This is a genomic window from Sporomusa aerivorans, assembly GCF_041428895.1.
Taxonomy (GTDB): Bacteria; Bacillota; Negativicutes; order Sporomusales; family Sporomusaceae; genus Sporomusa; species Sporomusa aerivorans.
In genome coordinates this window covers 2,865,001-2,885,769 of sequence record NZ_CP156926.1, presented here as the reverse complement: position 1 = coordinate 2,885,769, position 20,769 = coordinate 2,865,001, and the positions used below count along the sequence as shown (strand labels likewise).

Sequence of the window (20,769 nt, the reverse complement as noted above, 5' to 3'; positions counted from 1 at the left end):
TTTATGGTAGGCTGCTTACTTGGTAAGAATGAAGCTTAGCAAGACATCTTAACTATTATTTTCAAAATTTATTTTACAATAAGCTTGTCGCAGAGGATAACAGCTTCATCTGCAGTTTCGGCCCAGGCATCGGCGCCAATTTCATCAGCAAAAGCCTGACTGGTCGGGCCGCCGCCAACCATTACTTTATATTTTTCGCGCAAATTCCGGCTCCTAAGATAATCAACAATCCCTTTCTGCGCGGCCATCGTAGTCGTCAGCAAAGCACCGGCGGCAATAATATCAGCGCCTACTTCCTCGGCCTTGGCCAGGAAGCTTTCCGCCGGTTGATCAATGCCAATATCATATACTTTATAGCCGGCAGCCGTCATCATAGCGCCTACAATATTTTTGCCAATATCATGAATGTCGCCGGCCACCTGGCCGATAACAATTTTTCCTTTGGCGTCGCCACCGCTGGCGCCAGATTCGGCCACAATCGGTTCCAGCATATCGAGCCCTGCTTTCAGGGCATCTGCCCCCATCATGACATCCGGCAAAAAAGCTTCGCCTGCTTTCCATTTTGCGCCAAGTTCTTCTACTCCCTTAATTAATCCGTTCTGTATTGCTGCAACCGGATCAATTTTTTCAGCAATGACCTGCTGTACATATTCAACAACCAAATCCTCATCGCCATCAAGAATAGCCTGCTTTAAATTTTCAAAAACTTCACTCATAAAATTATACCTCCGTTTATTTTCTGCTGTAAACTCAAACTAGCCTTACAGATACTCGGCTGTTTTTTTCTCTACGAATGCATGCAACGCCTGGCTAAGCTGGCTGTCAAGCGCCGGCGCCTGGTATTCGGCCAGCATGGCTTTCCATTGGCGTTCAGCCCGTTTGTTGGTGTCAAGTCCTTCTTTTGCCCAGCCGTCATAGGATACCCGGTCGCTAAGCTGGGTGCGGCGAAGCTCTTTGGCATGATTTTGTTTGGTGTGTTTCTGGGTAAGGAAATGTCCTCCCGGACCTACCTTAGTAATAACATCAAAAGCAAACTTATCCTCGGCAAAGTCGATGCCTTTCAGATACCGGAGCACCATGCCGGCTATTTCATCGTCAACAATGAACTTTTCATAAGACATGGCCATGAAATATTGCAGGATTCCGGCTGTGTGCAGGACAAAGTTAATCCCGGTCACACTGGCAGCCATCAAGGTCATCATGGATTCATAACCGGCCTGGGCATCGACAATCTTGGCATCGCTCAGGCCGCCGCCGCCCCGGCTGGGAACCCGGTAGCATCTGGCCATCTGGGCGCTGGCCGAGGTAAACAGCGCTCCTTCCGGATTGCCGATCGACAGCGAGCCTGTCTGCATATCGGTAATGGCCGAGGTTGAGCCATAAACCACCGGCGTACCGGGATTAATGCTCTGGGCTAAAGTGATGCCGGCTAATACTTCGGCATTTTGCAAGGCTAAAGCGCCTGCCATAGTTGCCGGTCCTGTCGAGCCGGCCATGACCAGGGAAGCGATTACCATGGCCTGCCCAGCTTCAGCGTAAGCCATCAAAGCGCCCAGCATGCGGTCATCATATTTCAGCGGAGTAACTGAATTAATCAGACAGATCAGGGCCGGCTTTTCTTTGATTACTTCCCGGCCTCCAAACAACAAAGCCGCCATCTCGATACTGTCATTGGCTTTGTCATAACCGGAGGCACTGCCCATAAAGCATTTGTCGGAATAAGTTATCGAACTGTGCACCATTTTCAAATGCCGGATGGCATCAGGAATTTCAGTGGGCTCTGCGGCATTGCCGCCGGTCATATGCATGTTGGGACTCATATGGGACAGTTTTACGAAATTTTCAAAGTCCTGCATATTGGAGTTGCGCCGGGTGCCGTCGGCCTCATGGATAAAGGGAGCGCCATAGCCTGGCATATAAATGATATTTTCACCGCCGACTACCAGGTTATGCTGCAGATTGCGCGCATGCAAAGTAAACTCGGCCGGAGCCTTGGCCACCTGTTCTTCGACAAACTGCCGGCGGAAATATACTCGCTGCCCTTCTACCCGCTGTCCTTTGCCTTTCAAAACATCCAGCGCAGGCTGATAGGAAAACTCCACGCCAATCTCACTTAGAATTTTGATGCTCTGCTCATGTACCTGATTCACCTGCTCAGGTGTTAATACATTAAATTTAGGTAGCATTGTCAACACCTCTTTACATTTTTATCCTTTATATTTACCCGGCGGTCGTAACCGGCTGCAGCCAGACAGTGCTGCCACCAGACCCGCCGGGCCCCCTACCGCGTTAGAACAGTTTTAATAACGGATGCTCTGCAGTTCCCAGTTTGGTGCCGGTAATCTTAGTGGTATAGCCCATCATGGCATCGGTGGTGGCAATGCCCCGGTATACCCACGGCGCATTCATCATCGGGCCGTACAGCAGAAAGTCAGCCCCCTGGGTTACCGGATAGCTAAACACTGCAGTGCCTGCCGCTTCAAAATAAGGCGATCCTTTGGAACGCATCTTCTTCCACAGGTATAAAGCATTGGATGGCGCGCAGCCGCCCGGATAACCCATTTGCTCTTTTACATCATAGATGGCTTTGGTAGTCCAGCTGTTGCTGGCAACATCAAGCACACCGGGGTCAACCAGAAACTGTTCAATACCGGCGCGTTTGGCGGCAGCAATCAAACCTTCGTGTTTTTCGTCCCCTGTCAGCAGCTTTAACCGGCTGCTAGGTTTAAGATGTTTTTTGCTGAAAGCCAGGATTACCGCAGTCTTAACGCCGAATTCCCTTATAACGCTGAGTTCATCCTCTGTATAATTTTCTTCGATCGAATTGTAAATGAGACGGTTAATGATAGCGGGGTCCTTACCCAGCAGTTTTAGGGCGCCTGTCCGGATTTCCGGGCTTACGCTGTCAAGCAGGAACGGTGAAGAAGTATTCTTGAGAATAAATTCAACGTGGCGGGCCAGCGCCTCCGGGGTATCTCCCAGCACATCAATGATCCGGGGGTTGCCGGTCTCGGCGCTCAGTTCGCCTTCCTGGTCAAGCAACGCCTTGGCTTCGTCTTCATTGAAAAGTCCCTTGGCGGCGTCAAGCACAATTTTGTGTCCCCGGTAAAAAATGCTGCCAATCAGCACTGTCGGAAATTCGCCCGGTTGTCCCCCAATCTTTACACCATTAATGTCATACACCTGCTGTTCTGCAGTAAACCTGAACATGTAGTCTCACACTCCTATTTTGATATTACTATCTATGCTTTGATACTTTCAGCATCCGTGGCCTTATTGGGCTCGTTAACCAACCCTGGCGCAGATGTGTCAGCCTTTGCATCTGCCGGCTCATTCCATTCTTTGCCTGCCTTTTTAATGAAACCATATAAGATGATCCCCATGATAAACATAGTGGGGAAGGAGCCGGCCACCGCTGCGGCCTGTAGCGGCTTCATGCCGCCGAGGAAGATTAAGGTCAACGAAAGTCCGCCGAGCACCAAGGCCCAAAATACCCGGTTCCATTTGGCCGGTTCCTCACCGGCTTTTAGTTTTTCAGTAGTTACCATTGCGAGGGTATATGCTATACTATTAATAACAGTAGCTGTGGAAATAAACAGCAGAACTAATATTATCGGCAGTATAACTGAACTAAAAGGCAACGTTGCAAATATCTCTACAATGGCCCTGGGAACGCCCTGCGTTTTGACAATTTCCGCCAGATTGAGAACGCCTCTGGCCTGCAAATCCATGGTGTAGTTGCCGAAAATCATAAAGTAGGTATAAACACAGGTAATACCTGAGAAGGTAGCTCCAAGAGTGAATTCGCGAACTGTTCTTCCTCTTGAAATCCTCGCCAGATAAATTCCTGTGCTCAGGGCAAACGCTGTAAACCAGGCGAAGTAGAATATGGTCCAGCCCTGTGGGAACCCCGACTGTTGAATAGGATCGGTATACAAGCTCATTCGGAAATAGTTATCGAACATAACACCCAGGCTGTCAAAGAAATTATTAAACATAAAAGCGGTCGGTCCGGCTACTAAAACATAGGCCAGTAAAGCAAATCCCAGCCAATTTCTAAAATCGCTCAACTGCCGGATGCCTTTATCCAGCCCGCCATACACACTTATTCCAATAATTACCGTCCAGATAATCAAAATGGTGGCATCGAGTCCTAACGTGTGAGGTATACCCGTTATTTTGGTGATAACTTCACTAAGAAGCGGTGTACCCAAGCCGACGGAGGTGCTTATTCCGGCGATAATACCGACCATATAGAAAATATCAATAGCCTTACCCAAATAGCCGCTGGCATGCTTACCCAACATAGCTTCACAAGCTGTACTTGGACGGAAAACTTCCTTGCCTTGCACAAAGAACAAGTACCCAAACACTACGCCGACACCTACATATAGTGCATAACTGCTTGGTCCCCAATGGAATAAGGGATACGCTCCAGCCATTGCCGTAGCCTGTGGTGACATGGGTTCTAAACCAAAAGGAGGCGCTGTGAGATAAAAATAAAATTCAATCGGGCTCCAGTAAACGATCGCAGCTGAGGTACCGGCAGAAAACAACATCCCCAGCCAACTCAGCGTGCTAAACTCCGGTTTATCCCCGCCAAATCTTTTATTGGCGAATTTACCAAATATAAAATACAACACTACGCCTAAATTCGCCAAAACAAAAACCTCGTACGTCCAGCCCATGGGGCCGGTTAAAAAAGAGAACACCTTGTTTACGGCGCTAGTCCCCCCCTCAGGGTTCATAATTATTGCGCTGCAAATTACAGCAACTAGCACCAACGGCGGCCAAAACAGTAATTTATCGATCCCTTTTTCCTGTGTACTCATTTGCATCCCTCCTAACGCTGTTTTTTTATGGCACCCCCTACTACCTAAACCCCCTTCCTGATACCAGATAGATACACCCTCCAACTGTTGCAATTCTCATGCCATCCACATACATATCATGGCAGCCATGTCTTAAATAGTAAGATTCTTGCAAAAATTCGTTCGATTTTTTTTAAAATCTTGCCTGAAATAAGAATTCCGATTTTGTCCTCAGACGAAAAACTTTTTTTCACCTGTAGTTCAAATACTTTATACTCACTGGACTTACATACAAAAGACAAGAATTTTTTCAATGAAAAAATTCTTGTCTTAAAATACGCTATATATGTGACTTTGCAGGTAAAGGATGGGAGCGCTAGATGATTGATAATAAACAAAAAAATTACGAAGAGCTATATAGGGAAAACCGTCTGCTGCACGAAATCATTGACGCAATATCAGAAGGTGTATACGCTGCCGATAAAGACGGCACCATTCTCATTTATAACCGTGCTTTTGAAAGAATTGAAGACACCAAACGACAGAATATGCTAGGTAAAAAAGACACCGACATATATACGCTGCCACCGCTTGCCAATCTTCAACGCCAGGCGGTCATACAAAGTAAAAAGCCTTTACTAGAGCAATATATGACTTATCAATTATATACCGGCAAAAAAGTCGATATTGTTTACAACTCTTATCCTTTTTATGATAATGGAGAAATTACAGCGGTATATTCGATTAACCGGGATCTGCCCTCGATAAACGAACTGTTGACAAAAGTCGTAAGTTGTTTTGGCCGTAACAAGTCGAAAAACCGGCTAAATGGTACTAGTTTTAGCCTTGATGACATCATTGGCGCCAGTCCTCCTATTAAACAAGCTTTGAAACAAGCCCGAAAAATAGCGCCAACGCCGTCAACAATAATGATTTACGGGGAAACCGGTACAGGCAAAGAACTTTTTGCGCAGGGCATCCATAACGCCAGCTGCTATAGCTCCAATCCTTTCATTGCCGTGAACTGTGCGGCCCTGCCGGAAAACCTGATGGAAAGCCTGCTCATGGGTACAGTAAAGGGAGCATTTTCCGGTGCTATCGATTCACCCGGATTATTTGAACAGGCTGAGAACGGTACACTTTTTCTGGATGAAATCAATTCACTAAGCCTGCCTTTACAGGCCAAGCTGCTAAGATTACTACAGGATAAGGTCGTAAGACGCCTCGGCGACAAAAAGGAGCGTAAGATCAACTGCCGGATAATCAGCGCAACCAATCAAAGCCTCTATGAGGCAGCCAGTAAAGGAGCATTTCGTGAAGACCTCCTGTACCGGTTAACACCGGTGATTTTACACATCGCCCCCTTGAGAGAACGTCCCGAAGATATACCGATACTCGCCCTAGAATTCGTTTCCCGCTTTAATGAGCAGTTGAATTTGAATATCAAGCATTTATCGCCGGAATTATTGGAATTGTTTTCAGCACATAACTGGCCAGGCAATGTCCGCGAATTAGAACATGTGATCGAGAGCGCCATGAGCGTTGTTGAAAATACGGCAACAGAACTTGGTATCGAAGATTTACCTTCATTTCTACTAAAACGAATGCTAAGTAATTTATCCTCAAATAGACTAAACAATACACCAAAAAGTGAAATATCTGCCGGGATACCTTTGACTGAATATCTTCGCCAATGCGAACAAGATTATATTGAAAAAACTTTAAAAATGAATAACGGCAACGTGAGCGACAGTGCCAAACAAATAGGAATTTCTCGACAAGACTTGCACTACAGACTTCGCAAACTGGGTATTAAATCTACGAACTATAAATCGGGTTAATCACGCCTTCTGCCCAGCCTCAATCGTCTCCTGCCTGGCATGAAAATTGCTATATTATTTTAGCAAATAAATTGCACCATAAGCATAAGGAGGCTGAAAAATGAAAACCACAGCTCCCTCACTTGCCGTCGAGGATTCCCCCTTAACCCCTTTTTTAAAAAGACTCACAGCTTATACCAGCGGTGGGCCCTTTTTAGACGGATATATTCTGACAATTATCGGCATGGCATTATTACAACTAGAGCCCCAACTCCGTTTGGATGCATTTTGGACAGGACTTATTGGCGCCGCCGCCCTAATCGGACTGCTAGTGGGCGGAGCTATCTTTGGTTATGTGACAGATTTAACAGGGCGTCAGTTTATGTATCAAATTGATCTTATCGTCATTATAATTATCTCAATTTTACAAATTTTCGTTACATCACCTTTCGAACTAGCTTTACTAAGATTTCTCATAGGAATTGCAATCGGCGCGGACTATCCGATTGCAACATCACTGCTAGCGGAGTTTTCCCCGCGCAAATATCGTGGTGCCATGATGGGCCTATTGGCAAGTGCCTGGTATGCAGGCGCTGTTGTAGCAGGTATTATAGGTTATTTGTTATTAGCTTCTGGCCCGGATGCCTGGCGATGGATGCTGGGAAGTTCTGCGATTCCGGCGCTTCTACTGGTACTAGGCCGCTGGGGAACACCGGAATCGCCGCGCTGGTTGGTGAGCAAAGGCCGTACCGCTGAAGCTCTTACAATAGTTAAACAAGTATACGGATCTCGTGCTACATTAGACGATCTAGATGAGCCTGCCAGCGAGAAAACCGAAATTAGTAAGCTCTTTGAGCCGGAATACTTCAAAAAAACCATGTTTGTCGGACTTTTTTGGACCTTCCAGGTTGCACCTTGCTTTGCTATATATACATTCGCACCACAGATTTTGGATGCCTTCCATTTAGGCAGCGGCACTGACTGGATTATCGGCTATGCGGTCATTAATATATTTTTCCTGGCAGGCACCGTTGCATCCATTTTCTTTGTAAATAAGGTTGGCCGCCGGCCACTGATTCTGGGTAGTTTCACGTTCATGACACTGTCAATGTTATTCTTAGGTGTAATTCCAGACGCACCCTCCTGGCTAATATTTATTTGTTTTGCTGCTTATGCCTTTTTTTCCGGCCCTCCCAGCGCACTTGACTGGATTTATCCCAACGAACTGTTTCCGACTAATGTTCGTGCTTCCGCTGTCGGAGTGATAACCGCACTCAGCCGTATTGGCGCAGCTATTGGCACTTTCGCCCTACCCTATTCCTTACAAACTGTAGGAATAGGCAACACAATGCTGATCAGTACATTTATAACTTTGCTTGGGTTGGTGACTTGTATAATTTGGGCTCCTGAAACAAAAGGCCTGACGCTTAAGGAGGCAAGTTCAATTGTATTAAACCCAAAATAAGAAGACGCTTCAAAAATGCTAACGGAGGTGATTATTGTAAAAACAGTAATTTTAGCTTGTCAGACAATAAAAGACGAGTTAGAGCTTGTTATGAAGGCATCAGCTTTAATTTATCCTGTAGTGTACTTGGAATCCGGCCTGCACAATTCCCCTGATCTTCTGCGCGACAAGGTCCAGGAACAGGTTGACGCACTGGACGCGGATATTATTCTCATGGCTTTTGGCTGTTGCGGAAATGGCCTCGTAGGCATAAAATCTGCCAAAGCCAAACTCGTAATCCCGCGGATTGATGACTGCATTACTATGTTGCTTGGCTCAACAGAAACCCGGCGAAGTATCCCTAACGCAATCAGTACTTATTTTCTTACCAAAGGCTGGTTAGACCCGGCAGGCAATATAATGTGGTCATATTTATCCTGGGTCGAACGTTATGGCGAGCAGAAAGCCCTGCGGATAGTAAAAAAAATGTTGAATAACTACACCCGGTTTATGATTATTGATACCGGTGCATACAAAATTGAAAATATACTGCCAGCTATTAGAGACTCTTGCGAAAAGTTCAATATGCATTATGACGTTATCCCAGGCTCGCTGCATTTACTACGTAAGCTGCTAACACCAGTGCCATGGGAGTCCGAGTTCATCGTATGCAATCCCGGACAAGAGATTACAATATATGATTTTTATCCCGCGTTATCACCAGTAGTGGCTAATTAAGCATATCTAAAAACAAATTCACCTAAACCAAGTTAAAGTTTAGGTGAAAAATAACTAAAAGAATCTATATATATATCTGTTATGTAGTGATACCTATGGCTTACTCATCGGTAAATCACAGGTGTTATTTTTGGAGCGGGTGAAGGGAATCGAACCCTCGTAGCTAGCTTGGAAGGCTAGTGCTCTACCATTGAGCTACACCCGCATACTGTCTAATGGTGCCGAGGACCGGAATCGAACCGGTACGGAAATTTCTTTCCGACGGATTTTAAGTCCGTTGCGTCTGCCAGTTCCGCCACCCCGGCATATTGGCGGAAGGGGTGGGATTCGAACCCACGGTTCCTTGCGGAATCACTGGTTTTCAAGACCAGCTCCATAAACCACTCGGACACCCTTCCATACTATCATGATACAGTATTATGGCGGAGCGGGTGGGATTTGAACCCACGCAGGCCTCACGACCTCTAACGATTTAGCAAACCGTCCTCTTCAGCCACTTGAGTACCGCTCCATTGGCAGGGGCGGCTGGACTCGAACCAACGCATGACGGAGTCAAAGTCCGTGGCCTTACCGACTTGGCTACGCCCCTATTTGTATTAAGTTGGGGTGACTGGAGGGTCTCGAACCCTCGAATACCGGAGCCACAATCCGGCGTGTTAACCACTTCACCACAGCCACCATAATTGGTTGCGGGAGCAGGACTTGAACCTGCGGCCTTCGGGTTATGAGCCCGACGAGCTACCAACTGCTCCATCCCGCGATAAGCAGAGAACCAAGTTATTAGGAGCATCGCGGCGCTAGAACTTGTGTGAATCGCTTAGTTCCAAGCGAAGCGCGGAACTTCCTAATTATCCTTTCCCTAAAACCTTCACCGAAGACAAACATTACGAAATTGCTTGGCGTTGCAGAGCGAAAACATAAATTGAGGATGTTCGCTCACAGTTTTTTCCGGGGATCGGTTATATTTTGCCGCTTTTTAAGGCGGAATATTATATTAACATTTTTTTTTACTCATGTCAATATTTTTGTATTGAATACTTACTGGAAACTTTTGTTATTCCAGTATTTCACATCCTCGAAGATGATATAGTTCTCGTTATGTTGTCTACCAGTGCAATAAGGACTAGCCGTCCTTATTGCTTATCCTGCTGTCATTAAACAAAAAACGCATGATAGTTAATATTTCAGAAGGTCTCATATCATCTTCATAGCCTAGTTCTTTATATGCACCAAAAACATCTTCTTGCATCGCTTGCGATATCGCTGTCAAACTCCGAATTTCTGCAACAACTGCTTTAATTTCACTATTATCCATTAATTCAATGATGCTTTGCCCCTTTTCCCTGCCAATCATAATAAGAAAAATGGCCACCTTTTTTACTGGCGACAAAATAGATTTCCTCCTTGTTGCCCGCCTGCGGAACCACTGCAAAGAGCAGTCAATTCGATTGTTTTCAAATGTCTTCTCCAATACTTGGTGTAGTATACAATATCTTCCAATCACATCTTAGCTGCTATAATAAATTGCACCCCACAGGGTAAGCCTGCCAGGGCCGCCTATGGGGTTACTACTTTTCTACAATATTTCGTTAGAAGTGATCTGTACTGAAAAATCACCTTTACTTGTCCGTTTAATAACACCCTTCTTACCGGCGCCATCGTCTACTGTAATGGCCTGCAAGTTATGAGTCATCATAAAATTAAGTACATCCTGCTTCACGAACGCTTCCCAGCTTACCTTCTTGGAGTCGGCTTGATCTGCTTTTGCTATTACGTCTTCTGCCATTAGAAATCCTCTCTCTTTCCGCGTCTTAGAATGAATCAAAATCCGGCCCGCCGGAATTTTGCAGTTCAGCACGTTTTAATGGTTAACAGTAACATACCAAAAACGGCCATTATTTGTATTCGCTATTAGCCGGCTTATTCCTTTCATAAATACCGAAATGATTATTTAGGCAAAACACGGATAGCCGCTTCCCCGGCCACAGGACAGCCGTTTTCGCAGGAACCGCATCCCGCACACTTTTCAGTCAGAACCGCAGGCCGATGCTGCTCGTCTGCTTCAATGGCCGCAACCGGACACTGTTCACCGCAAATAAGGCACATTTTATTCTCATTCCAGGCTATGCACCGTTTTTTATCAATACTGGCTTGACCCATCCGGACTCTTTCCAGTGGCACCTTGGCAATGGCTCCGGTCGGACATACCTCCTGGCATGCCAGACATAAATCACAGCGGTTTTTACGCGGTATAATATATGGCGTTTCAAAATTGGCTATACCATCTGAAAGCGTCATTGGCCGCAACGCTTTGCCGGGACATACCATAACACACCGGCCGCAGCGGTTGCATACGGCAGTAAACTGTGTTTCCGTAAGAGCTCCGGGCGGCCGCAACACTTTTTTCGCCGCCGTAACCGTCTTTTGCCATAAAGCAACAGCCATAACCGCAGCAAAAGCAGCTTGGAGAAACTGTCTACGCGACGATGGATGACTTGTGGCAGCAACTTCGTCAGGTGGAGCAGCCTCCACTTTACTGTCGTTGCGGGTTGCTGGCCGCCATTTAATTGATTTGGTGGGACAAACCCGGCCGCAGTCGCCACAGGCCAAGCATCCGTCCTTTGCAATACCACTAGCAGCTACTGCGGCACCAACTGAACATGCTTGTGCACATTGCTCACAATGCACGCATTTACCCGCAATCTGATAACGAAATAGCCGTAACCGCGCTACTGCCGACAATAAAACTCCGGTCGGGCATAAGACGCTGCACCAGAGCCGTGAAAACATTAGAGTGGCGACACTTATCCCGGCAAGCGCCCAGGGGACATCCCCCTGTAAAGTCCTGATAATTTCGTGACTCAAGAGGACGAAAGGAGTAAAAAACAAAACCCAGTTCGATCCCAGTCCAAAGACAATTACTAAAAAGAACAACCAGTAGTACCGCACTGGCTGAATAAAATACAATCCTTTAATTCTAATAACAGGTACGGCTTTGAAAAATAGCCTGCCCATTTTATCGATTAGCATCAGGAAGGCGCCAAAGGGGCATACCCAGCCACAAAACACCCTCCCCCACACCAGGGTTGCCATTAAAATTAGCAACGGCAGCTCCACCCAGGAGGGTATTTCCTGCTGCCAACGCAAATGACTCAGCAAAAGCCATGGATCAAACCACGAAAACCATTGTAATAGCTGGTTTTCTGATCCAAGGGGATAGGTTAGGCAGGTAAGAAGGAACACGAACGAAACAAGCGAGATAACCTGCAAGGTATAGCGAAAAAGAGGTAACTTGAGTTTCATTAATCACACCTTCACAACGGTAAGCTTCTTCAAATCAATTTCACCCACGCCCAATTGTGCAGCTGCCGCCACATAGCCAATCTCCTCAGGCTTAACACCAAATAATGTTGCTCCATAGGCATCTACGGCCACAGAATCGACGCCAAAAACTACCTGATTCCATTCACGGATAGGTCCCGGCCCATAGGGACCTTTGGCCGTAATTCCTCTGGTAGCATCCAATATGGTAAGATGGGGCCTCCGGTAAGCAGCAAGCTCAGCCACTCCTTGCATAACATCTGTATTATGGAAGTAGCCACGGTCCCAAACCAACCCCATCATATTCTTCATCCCCATGGTCACTTTCGTAAGCTGATGATGCTTGAGTATGGGAAAATTGATAAATACATCGGCATCCAGCACATCCTTGGAAAATAAAGCTGTTTTCAAAATCTTACCCCCAATATCCACCTGGGTATAGTAAGTTTGCTCATTGATGGCAAATGCTTTTCCACCCGCAGCTTCCACTGCTCGCTTTATACCGCTGTTGGCTAGGCATACGGGCGGACTGTTAAATGGATAATCGATAACTTTAACCTCTTTTGCCCCGGCGGCCAGACATTGTTTAACCACTGCCGCAACCAGAAGCGGATTGGTGGTACAGGCTTCCTCCGGTTTTCTGGGCACACTGAAATTCGGTTTAATTACTACAGTAGCTCCTTGCCGGACTAACGCACCGATTCCGCCCAAAGCAGTGAAGCCCTTCTCAATAAGAGTTTCCGGTTCAGTGCCTTCGGCTATAACAAGTTTGCTGCGATCATGCCCGCTTACCATCGCTGAGGTTGCTTGATTGCCTGGCGTACTTTTGGTACTACTGCTGTCGCCGGGTAGTTTTAGTCCGCATCCGGCTAGTCCCAGTGATAGTATCCCATAGCCAACTCCACTGATAAATTGACGCCTGTTCATTGGAAACCAGTCTCCTCTCTAAACTTACTTTTGTGCGGTTTGCGGCTTATCAGGCATAAACTGCTGCTATTCGGCGGGCTAGCGAGACAGTTGTGTGATGCGCTGCCAATTTGTATTGATGGCGGCTGCAATCTTCTTTTTCCCTTTGATATCCAAGTGCAGTCCGTCAACAGCCAGATACCCGGGCAGGATCGCATCGTCCATTTCTGTTGTAATATCAATATAGATTTGCGAACGAATAAATTCATTGACTATTTTCATTTTATTATTCCAGTCGGGTACAGTAGACTCGTTAAACACTTTTTCTATATTCTCCGGGTTAATAGGAGGCAGCGTCAAGAATATAGGCCGTATGTTATTAGCTAAACATTTTTCTTGTAATACTTTCAGATCTTCGATAACATGGTCTGCCTCCACGCCTCCACGCAGACTGTTTGTTCCGGCCAATATCAGTAGATACCGCGGTTGAAAAGGTAAGACATCCTGGTCAAACCGCTCAACCATTGTTGCACTGGTATCGCCGCTTTTACCAAGGTTTACGGTAGGAAAATCCAAATAATGCTGGTAGCTGTACTCCCAATCTGCCGGTGAATAAGAAACACTGCCGCCGCCATGCGTAATACTATCGCCGAAGGTTGCCACAGTTACAGGCATGGCGGGATTCACGCTGTATTGCCCCGCATCCGAATATACCCCAACCGGATTTCCGGCCTGATCCAATCCCCTTACCCGCCAGTAAAAAGGTTTCTCAGAAATTCTGGGAGTTTCATCATAGTAGTCAAACCCCGCAACAACGGCTGCATCAATCCGGTGTCTGGACGGAGCAATGCCGTTAGGGTTTTCCGGAAGGTCATTCAATATTTCAACTTCGTACTTATCCGCTCCGGCTACCGGAATCCAGGCATATACCGGATATAATAACGTACTGCCGACGCTTTGGTTGAAAATTGAAGTGGGAGTAGGTTTTTGTAAAGAATCTTTCCGGCGGTCAACATATACCAGCTCTGCATCAGAAAAAACACCTATCGCCTTACCGCTAAAATCTAACCCTCGCACACGCCAGTAAAAGGTGTCCTGCATTAAATAATTGGAAACATCAGCATTAAATCCGGGGACATAGACTTGTTTCGTGGTGAAGAAGCCATGCTTGGACAAGGTTGTACCATTAGGGTTTTCCGGCGATTCTGATAGCAATTCGATTTCATATGCCACCGCCCCTTTAACTTTGGTCCACATTAGCATAGGCTTTGCCGAAGCGGGAACTTGCTTTGAGAAATGCACAGTGGCAAGCGGCTTGTCCGCCCGCGTATTTGTCAGACTTACAGACCGCGTAGTTAACTTTTCCCGGCTGCCTTTCCCTATACCAGCTACATTGCTGGTCCAAATAAAATTCCCGACTACAACAAGCGAGACACAGCTTAGTAAAAAAACTATTACAAAGTTGCGCCTATATAACGCGCCGCGCACAGTCTCCCTCCTTATCGCCAGCAGCTAACTTGCAGCCCTGGGCTTTTCGCTTATGACAAGTACATTTTGCATCGATAGTCCTATAGTAACTGATGAACATAAAACTTACATTAGTTCAAGATTAGAATTAGATTAGAAATGAGTACAGGTTCTTCCCAATCAATAAAAAATATGCTTTGATATAATTGTATCAAAGCATATTGGAAAAACGGGAAGGGTACAGTTATGACACTTGAAGGGAAAAAAATTTTGGTAGTGGAAGATGAATGGAAAATCGCCCGTTTTCTTCAGATGGAACTGGAGCATGAAGGTTTTCAAACTGCCATCGAGACAAATGGCCGCAGAGCTTTTGACCGGATTATGCAGGAAGATTTCGATCTGATCCTTTTAGATGTTATGCTGCCGGAAATGGACGGAGTGGAAATCTGCCGCCGTGTGCGGGAATTGTCTGAGATTCCGATTATTATGGTGACGGCCAAAGACGATATCGAAGCAAAAGTAACGGGGTTGGATACCGGCGCTAATGACTATCTTACTAAACCTTTTGCTATTGCGGAATTGTTTGCCCGCATCCGCGCAGCATTTCGCAAAACAAACGCTGTACACCAGACAACGCAAGACGGCCGGCTTTATGTCAAAAATTTAAGTCTGTTTCCCAGCCGCTATGAAGCCTTGGTAGACGGGCAGCCGGTAGAACTAACCAAGAAAGAATATGACCTCCTGGATTATCTGGTACGCAACAAAAATTTCGTCCTAAACCGCGATCGTATCCTGCAGCAGGTCTGGGGCTATGAATATACAGGCGATACTAATATCGTAGATGTTTACATTCGTTACTTGCGCAATAAACTGGATGAGCCCTTTAACCAAAAATATATCCACACAATCCGGGGGGTAGGCTATGTGGTTAAAGATTAAGCAGCTCGCCATACCGATCTCGGTTAAACTAGCCATTTTATATGCAGTTATTCTTTTCTGTATTCTGCTTTTTACCAGCCTGATTACTGTAGCCGGATTGTGCTATATGTTATATGCGCAGGCGGATAACAGCCTGGATAGAAGTGCAGCTACCATAACTCATTATCTTGAGACCGAAAACGCAGTAGATCAGTATTTGCTCAGGAAAAAGCTCCTACCGATGGGAATCATACTCCGCATTGTAGATAACCAGAATAACCTTATTTTTGATAACGCCCCTTTTAATGCCGATACCCTCGCTTTTTCGGAAGAACCGGCAAATGATATTGGCACTTTTTTGCTAGCATCCCTCAATAGAAAAACGCAAGTTGTCTCTATTGAAAGCCATTATTTTTATTATGCCAACCAGGTGGTTACCATTGATAAACGTCCCTATCTACTGCATTTTTTTAAACCCATGACCGAACAAGCGCATTTTCTTGTATTTCTTATCAAAATCCTACTGATAACCAACGCGTTGGGTCTGCTGATTGCTATTGTATCCGGCGTTTTTATCAGTCGCAAAATTCTCCGGCCTCTGCGTGACGTCATAAACACTGCCAGAGAAATAGAAGTCAATGACCTGGGAAAACGGATTGAAATAACTGGCAGTAATGATGAGCTGCAAGAGCTCGCTAAAACTTTTAACCATATGCTAAACCGGATTCAGACCGGGTTTGAACAGCAGCGCCGCTTTGTATCTGATGCATCTCACGAATTGCGCACACCAATTACAGTAATCAGCGGTTACACAAACATGCTGGACCGGTGGGGCAAACAAGATCCGGCTGCTTTGGAGGAAGGCATCGCTGCCATAAAATCAGAAGCTGCCAATATGTATAAGCTAATAGAAAAACTGCTTTTTTTGGCTAGAGCCGATCATAATAAGCAAATCATTGCCAAAGTTCCTGTAGCAACAGAACCGCTGATTGACGGGATTGCACAGGAAACTTGCCTGATAGCGCCAAGCCATCAAATAGTACTGGCGCATAATGATTCCGCCACTATTCATGCGGATGCATCCTCCATCAAAGAAATGCTGCGTATATTTATCGAAAACAGTATTAAGTATACGCCAGCCGGCCAAACAATCCGCATCGCGTCCCATAAAGCGGACGGCTATTTAGAAATTACCGTCCAAGATACCGGCATAGGCATACCTGAAGAAGACTTGCCCCATATTTTTGATCGCTTTTACCGGGCTGATAAATCGCGAACCAAGGCCGCCGGCGGCGGTACAGGGTTAGGATTGTCCATCGCCCGCTGGATCGCCGTTCAGCATGACAGCACCATTGATTTAACCAGCAAACCCGGGGGCGGTACCACAGTCGTGGTTAAAATTCCACTGTTGACACCGATTTTAACTATACATGATACTACACAGTAAAGCAGCAGCAGCCTCTCTGTCCATTTCTGCGAAAGAGGGCTGCTGCCGCCTTTTAAACGTTACACAGGTAATTGATTCGTATGCGGCCTCTTCGACCACTCATTGTCAGTCTCCCCAGATTCGCAGGACATCTTTAGGGGTCGCCAATTCTCGGCCAACACTTTTGGCAATAGCGGCAATTCTCGCTACCAAAGCAGCATTGGTGGCCAGAACCCCCTTTGTGTAATAAATATTATCTTCAATGCCCACACGGACATGTCCCCCCAGAGCAATTGCAACCGTAGATAAATTTATGTGCTGTGGTCCGATTATTGAAACACTCCATACAGCATCCGACGGCAGACTGTCCACGAGAAAGAATAAGTTTTTAGCAGTAGCCGGCAAAGATCCTTTTACGCCTAACACCAGGTTAAACAGCAGCGGTCCTTTCAATAGGCCGGCCTGCTGTAAATTAACGGCATTATGGATCATGGCCGTGTCAAACACTTCAATTTCCGGCTTAATGCTTTTCTCCAGCATTATTTTGGCCATATATTCCACAAGGCTTGGGGCATTGGCATTCACGCTGGCGGGAAAATTAGATGATCCTGTCGCCAAACTGGCGGATTCGGGATTCAAGGTCAAGGATTCAGCACGGGCTTCGCCTGATTTTCCACCACGAGCCCCAGTGGAAATTTGCTTAATAATGGGACAACCCGTCTCAGACAGCAAGCGGACAATTTCGGCAAAATACTTAATATCAGTTGTGGGCGCCTGCTCTTCATCCCTGGCGTGAATATGGGCTACTGCCGCCCCTGCCTCATAACACTCAGTAACTTCTTTTGCAATTTCAGCCGGTGTCACCGGAACATGCGGCGTCATTAACTTAGTTGGCACATTTCCGGTTGGCGCAATAGTAATAATTAACTTTTCCAAGTGCGATTCCCCTCTCACTCGATCTATCCAATATTATTATCGAATTCTTTAAATCCGGTTACCATTTTATCTATCAATTCATCGGCTTGGTCTTTCGTAATTGTCAGCGGTGGAGCCAACAGAAACTGATCGCCGTTTTCGCCATCTGCATTGCCGGTACCCGGATAAACAATGACTCCATGTTTTACTAAAGTAGCTGTGAGCTTTTCCGCCATCCCCATAGCAACCGGATATGGTTCCTTCGTTGCTATATCCTTAACAATCTCTACGCCGAGCATAAGACCTTTGCCGCGTACATCTCCCACAAACGGGAAAGGCAGCAGCTTTTCTTGTAATTGCGCCAGCAGATACGCACCAATTCTCCGGGAGTTTTCCACAATGTTATCCTTTACTAAGGTTTTTACCACAGCCAAAGCGACAGCAGCCGATAGCGGATTGCCACCATACGTATGGCCATGGACAAAAACTCCTGATCCATTTTTATAGGTGTTATAAATTTCGTCGGTTGCAATTACAGCTCCCAACGGCGAATAGCCTGCACTCATTCCCTTAGCGACACAAATCATATCAGGAACTACACCATAATCTTCAATGCTAAACATGGTTCCCGTTCGACCAAAACCAGCCATAACTTCATCATCTATTAATAAAACATCATAATGATCGCAAATCTGACGAATGATTTTAAAATAGTCTTTGTGAGGAACAATAGCGCCGCATGCTGCGCCGCCTACTGGCTCGGCAATAAAGGCTGCCACATATTCTGCTCCCTCCATTTTTATTGCGCGTTCCAGATCGTGAGCACAATCCACCTGGCATGTTTCCTGGCACTTGCCAAAAGGACAGCGGTAACAGTAAGCTGGTGCAATATGCGGAAAGTTTAACAACAGTGGAGTGTACTTTTTACGGCGCTTATCGCCGGTCATTGATAATGAGCCTATAGTATTGCCATGGAAACTTTTCCAGCGCGAGATAATGCGGTATTTCGAACTCTGTCCGTCACGCTCTACAAAATATCCTCTAGCCATTTTTAATGCCGCCTCGGTCGCCTCGGACCCTCCGGACACCAGATATAATTTATTTAAAGATCCTGGAGCCAGCTCGGCTACCAAATCGGCAGCCTCCTGAATAGGTTGTGAGGTCCAGCGGGATAAATGACTAAATGCTACCTTTTTCGCCTGTTCCATCATGGCCTGTAAGATAACAGGATGAGCGTGGCCTAAATTAGCTACAGCAGCACCCGAACATGCGTCAATATATTTATTCCCGTTCGTATCATACAGATAAATGCCTTCGCCGTGATCTACCTCTATATACGTTTTATTAACGGCACGATAAAAAACATTACTCATTTATCTTTCACCCTTTCCCAATATATTTCGTAAAAACTGGACTTATTTTTTTCTGTAGTATATCATGTAGCTATCCATATAAGAAATGATTGTTTTGTATTGTTATAATCACTTTTACTGATCGATTACCAACAGGAGACTGGATAGCTAATAGCAAAGCGGCGCATACCCAATTAGGGATGCGCCGCTTTGCCTGAGAATTTATTTAAGCAAATCAAGTTGCACAAAAGTGGATATTAGGTAAAGGTATTGAAGCGGCCACAAATTATGCAACTGTATCTACCTTTTTAGAACCTGCGTCGACATTACTCTTTAGCTCATCGCTTACCCAGTATAAGGGACGCTCTTTTACTTCTTCGAAAATCCTGCCAATATACTCACCGATAATGCCTAATCCTATAAGCTGCAATCCACCCAACAGCAGAACACTGGCGGCAATAGTAGCCCAACCGGGAACGGCATCGGCTGTAAACAACTTAGTATAGACAACGTCGATGGTTAACAATAAGCTTAATAGTCCCGATATTCCTCCAAAATACAATGCCAAGCGCAACGGTAATCTGGAATAGGCGGTAATACCATCAAGGGCAAAATTCATCATTTTCTTAAAGGAGAACTTAGATTTACCTGCAAAACGCTGCGGAGCAACAAATTCAATCTGCGTTTGCCGGTAGCCTATTGCACTAATTATGCCGCGAATAAATCTTGCCTTTTCTTTAAAGTTCTTGAAAGTATCTACCGCTTTTCTGTCAAGCAGTCTAAAGTCTGAGCCGCCTTCCGATATATTAATGTCTGATACAGCATTAATGATCTGATAAAACATTCTTGATGTAAACCGTTTAAACCAGGAGACACCTTGCGTATCTTTACGAATGGTTTGAACCACTTCAAAACCATCTTCCCACTTTTTTATTAACAGCGGCAGCATGGCCGGTGGGTGCTGCATGTCTCCATCCATAGTAATAACGGCATCGCCACCGGCATGCTCAAGTCCACAACTCAAAGCCAGCTGGTGTCCAAAGTTACGGGCTAAAAGAATAACACGTACCCTGCTATCCCGCTGGATTAACTTCTGTAAAACCAATACAGTTTCGTCAGTGGAACCGTCATCCACAAAGATTAACTCAAATCGGTAACCAGTCGATTCCATGTATTTACAAACCTCTCGGTAAAATACTGTAACATTATCCTGCTCATTATATACAGGTACTACTATCGATATATATTTCATCGAATCCCTCCTCACAACCGCAAAATTCAATATAACTAGTGCTGTAATTTCTATAATTATAACAATTGATTATGAAAACAAAATGAAAAAGCTGCGTAAAAAAATGCAATAAAAAAGACCTGGTTTTTACCAAGTCCTTCAAGGTACAAATTTTGGAGCGGGTGAAGGGAATCGAACCCTCGTAGCTAGCTTGGAAGGCTAGTGCTCTACCATTGAGCTACACCCGCACATTTATTGGTGGCGGCGCAGGGATTTGAACCCCGGACACTTCGGGTATGAACCGAATGCTCTAGCCAACTGAGCTACGCCGCCATATTAAAATGGAGCTAGTGACCGGGATTGAACCGGTGACCTTATCCTTACCAAGGATACGCTCTACCGACTGAGCTACACCAGCAT

At 45.7% G+C, this 20,769-nt stretch carries 17 protein-coding genes and 10 tRNA genes; 5 read left to right on the top strand and 22 right to left on the bottom strand.

The features are described from left to right. Positions 1–68: 68 nt before the first annotated feature. The 4 genes from SATMO3_RS13540 to caiT all read right to left on the bottom strand — a co-directional run bounded on the left by SATMO3_RS13540 (position 69) and on the right by caiT (position 4,832). Positions 69–716 carry a B12-binding domain-containing protein gene (locus SATMO3_RS13540; RefSeq protein WP_371381293.1) on the bottom strand — a complete coding sequence of 216 codons (648 nt, stop codon included), beginning with the start codon at positions 714–716 and terminating at the stop codon, positions 69–71. Positions 717–761: 45 nt separating this feature from the next. After that, on the bottom strand, positions 762–2,186 hold the full coding sequence (gene mtgB / locus SATMO3_RS13535) for a glycine betaine--corrinoid protein methyltransferase (RefSeq protein WP_371381292.1): 1,425 nt from the start codon (positions 2,184–2,186) through the stop codon (positions 762–764). A 103-nt stretch (positions 2,187–2,289) separates the two neighbouring features. After that, the gene (locus SATMO3_RS13530) at positions 2,290–3,210 is read right to left on the bottom strand and encodes a tetrahydromethanopterin S-methyltransferase subunit H (RefSeq protein ID WP_371381291.1); all 921 of its coding nucleotides are present in this window, start codon (positions 3,208–3,210) and stop codon (positions 2,290–2,292) included. A gap of 32 nt (positions 3,211–3,242) precedes the next feature. Beyond that, positions 3,243–4,832, bottom strand: a complete 1,590-nt coding sequence (gene caiT / locus SATMO3_RS13525; protein ID WP_371381290.1) for an L-carnitine/gamma-butyrobetaine antiporter — start codon at positions 4,830–4,832, stop codon at positions 3,243–3,245. Positions 4,833–5,191: 359 nt separating this feature from the next. Between caiT and SATMO3_RS13520 the strand changes: the two genes are divergently transcribed. From SATMO3_RS13520 to SATMO3_RS13510, 3 genes are all read left to right on the top strand, one after another. Continuing rightward, positions 5,192–6,652, top strand: coding sequence for a sigma-54 interaction domain-containing protein (locus SATMO3_RS13520; RefSeq protein WP_371381289.1), 1,461 nt, complete (start codon positions 5,192–5,194; stop codon positions 6,650–6,652). Positions 6,653–6,752: 100 nt separating this feature from the next. Next, positions 6,753–8,096 carry an MFS transporter gene (locus tag SATMO3_RS13515; RefSeq protein ID WP_371381288.1) on the top strand — a complete coding sequence of 448 codons (1,344 nt, stop codon included), beginning with the start codon at positions 6,753–6,755 and terminating at the stop codon, positions 8,094–8,096. Between the two features lie 15 nt (positions 8,097–8,111). Further along, complete coding sequence (locus SATMO3_RS13510; RefSeq protein ID WP_371381287.1) at positions 8,112–8,813, top strand: DUF1638 domain-containing protein; 702 nt, start codon at positions 8,112–8,114, stop codon at positions 8,811–8,813. 131 nt (positions 8,814–8,944) lie between these two features. On the opposite strand, the gene SATMO3_RS13505 is transcribed toward SATMO3_RS13510, so the two are convergent. The 12 genes from SATMO3_RS13505 to SATMO3_RS13450 all read right to left on the bottom strand — a co-directional run bounded on the left by SATMO3_RS13505 (position 8,945) and on the right by SATMO3_RS13450 (position 14,528). Beyond that, positions 8,945–9,018, bottom strand: a tRNA-Gly gene (locus SATMO3_RS13505). 11 nt (positions 9,019–9,029) lie between these two features. Continuing rightward, positions 9,030–9,118, bottom strand: a tRNA-Leu gene (locus SATMO3_RS13500). A 4-nt stretch (positions 9,119–9,122) separates the two neighbouring features. Continuing rightward, a tRNA-Ser gene (locus tag SATMO3_RS13495) sits at positions 9,123–9,211 on the bottom strand. 22 nt (positions 9,212–9,233) lie between these two features. Beyond that, positions 9,234–9,324, bottom strand: a tRNA-Ser gene (locus SATMO3_RS13490). Between the two features lie 2 nt (positions 9,325–9,326). After that, positions 9,327–9,402: transfer RNA gene (locus tag SATMO3_RS13485), tRNA-Gln, on the bottom strand. Between the two features lie 13 nt (positions 9,403–9,415). Next, positions 9,416–9,491, bottom strand: a tRNA-His gene (locus SATMO3_RS13480). A 6-nt stretch (positions 9,492–9,497) separates the two neighbouring features. Further along, positions 9,498–9,573 (bottom strand) — tRNA-Met (locus tag SATMO3_RS13475). 363 nt (positions 9,574–9,936) lie between these two features. After that, positions 9,937–10,203 carry a hypothetical protein gene (locus tag SATMO3_RS13470; protein WP_371381286.1) on the bottom strand — a complete coding sequence of 89 codons (267 nt, stop codon included), beginning with the start codon at positions 10,201–10,203 and terminating at the stop codon, positions 9,937–9,939. A 186-nt stretch (positions 10,204–10,389) separates the two neighbouring features. Next, positions 10,390–10,599: a hypothetical protein gene (locus SATMO3_RS13465; RefSeq protein ID WP_371381285.1), complete on the bottom strand. Its 210-nt coding sequence runs from the start codon at positions 10,597–10,599 to the stop codon at positions 10,390–10,392. A 161-nt stretch (positions 10,600–10,760) separates the two neighbouring features. Next, positions 10,761–12,116: a 4Fe-4S dicluster domain-containing protein gene (locus SATMO3_RS13460; RefSeq protein ID WP_371381284.1), complete on the bottom strand. Its 1,356-nt coding sequence runs from the start codon at positions 12,114–12,116 to the stop codon at positions 10,761–10,763. A 3-nt stretch (positions 12,117–12,119) separates the two neighbouring features. Beyond that, positions 12,120–13,061 carry a DUF362 domain-containing protein gene (locus SATMO3_RS13455; protein WP_371381283.1) on the bottom strand — a complete coding sequence of 314 codons (942 nt, stop codon included), beginning with the start codon at positions 13,059–13,061 and terminating at the stop codon, positions 12,120–12,122. 78 nt (positions 13,062–13,139) lie between these two features. Next, a complete protein-coding gene (locus SATMO3_RS13450) occupies positions 13,140–14,528 on the bottom strand; it encodes an SGNH/GDSL hydrolase family protein (RefSeq protein WP_371381282.1) in 1,389 nt (462 codons plus the stop codon). A gap of 225 nt (positions 14,529–14,753) precedes the next feature. Here SATMO3_RS13450 and SATMO3_RS13445 point away from each other — a divergent pair, with 225 nt between their 5' ends. Next, positions 14,754–15,446, top strand: a complete 693-nt coding sequence (locus SATMO3_RS13445; protein WP_371381281.1) for a response regulator transcription factor — start codon at positions 14,754–14,756, stop codon at positions 15,444–15,446. Continuing rightward, on the top strand, positions 15,430–16,872 hold the full coding sequence (locus SATMO3_RS13440) for a sensor histidine kinase (protein ID WP_371381280.1): 1,443 nt from the start codon (positions 15,430–15,432) through the stop codon (positions 16,870–16,872). The genes SATMO3_RS13445 and SATMO3_RS13440 overlap by 17 nt, the downstream gene beginning before the upstream one ends. Positions 16,873–16,977: 105 nt before the next feature. Here the strand turns inward: SATMO3_RS13440 and SATMO3_RS13435 are convergent, their stop codons facing one another. The 6 genes from SATMO3_RS13435 to SATMO3_RS13410 all read right to left on the bottom strand — a co-directional run bounded on the left by SATMO3_RS13435 (position 16,978) and on the right by SATMO3_RS13410 (position 20,767). Continuing rightward, positions 16,978–17,787, bottom strand: coding sequence for a 3-keto-5-aminohexanoate cleavage protein (locus tag SATMO3_RS13435; RefSeq protein ID WP_371381279.1), 810 nt, complete (start codon positions 17,785–17,787; stop codon positions 16,978–16,980). A gap of 23 nt (positions 17,788–17,810) precedes the next feature. Next, positions 17,811–19,139, bottom strand: coding sequence for an aspartate aminotransferase family protein (locus tag SATMO3_RS13430; protein ID WP_371381278.1), 1,329 nt, complete (start codon positions 19,137–19,139; stop codon positions 17,811–17,813). 265 nt (positions 19,140–19,404) lie between these two features. Continuing rightward, entirely contained in the window at positions 19,405–20,370 is a 966-nt protein-coding gene (locus tag SATMO3_RS13425) for a glycosyltransferase family 2 protein (protein ID WP_371381277.1), read from the bottom strand. A gap of 153 nt (positions 20,371–20,523) precedes the next feature. Beyond that, positions 20,524–20,597, bottom strand: a tRNA-Gly gene (locus SATMO3_RS13420). 8 nt (positions 20,598–20,605) lie between these two features. Continuing rightward, positions 20,606–20,682, bottom strand: a tRNA-Met gene (locus SATMO3_RS13415). A 9-nt stretch (positions 20,683–20,691) separates the two neighbouring features. Continuing rightward, positions 20,692–20,767 (bottom strand) — tRNA-Thr (locus tag SATMO3_RS13410). Positions 20,768–20,769 lie beyond the last annotated feature (2 nt).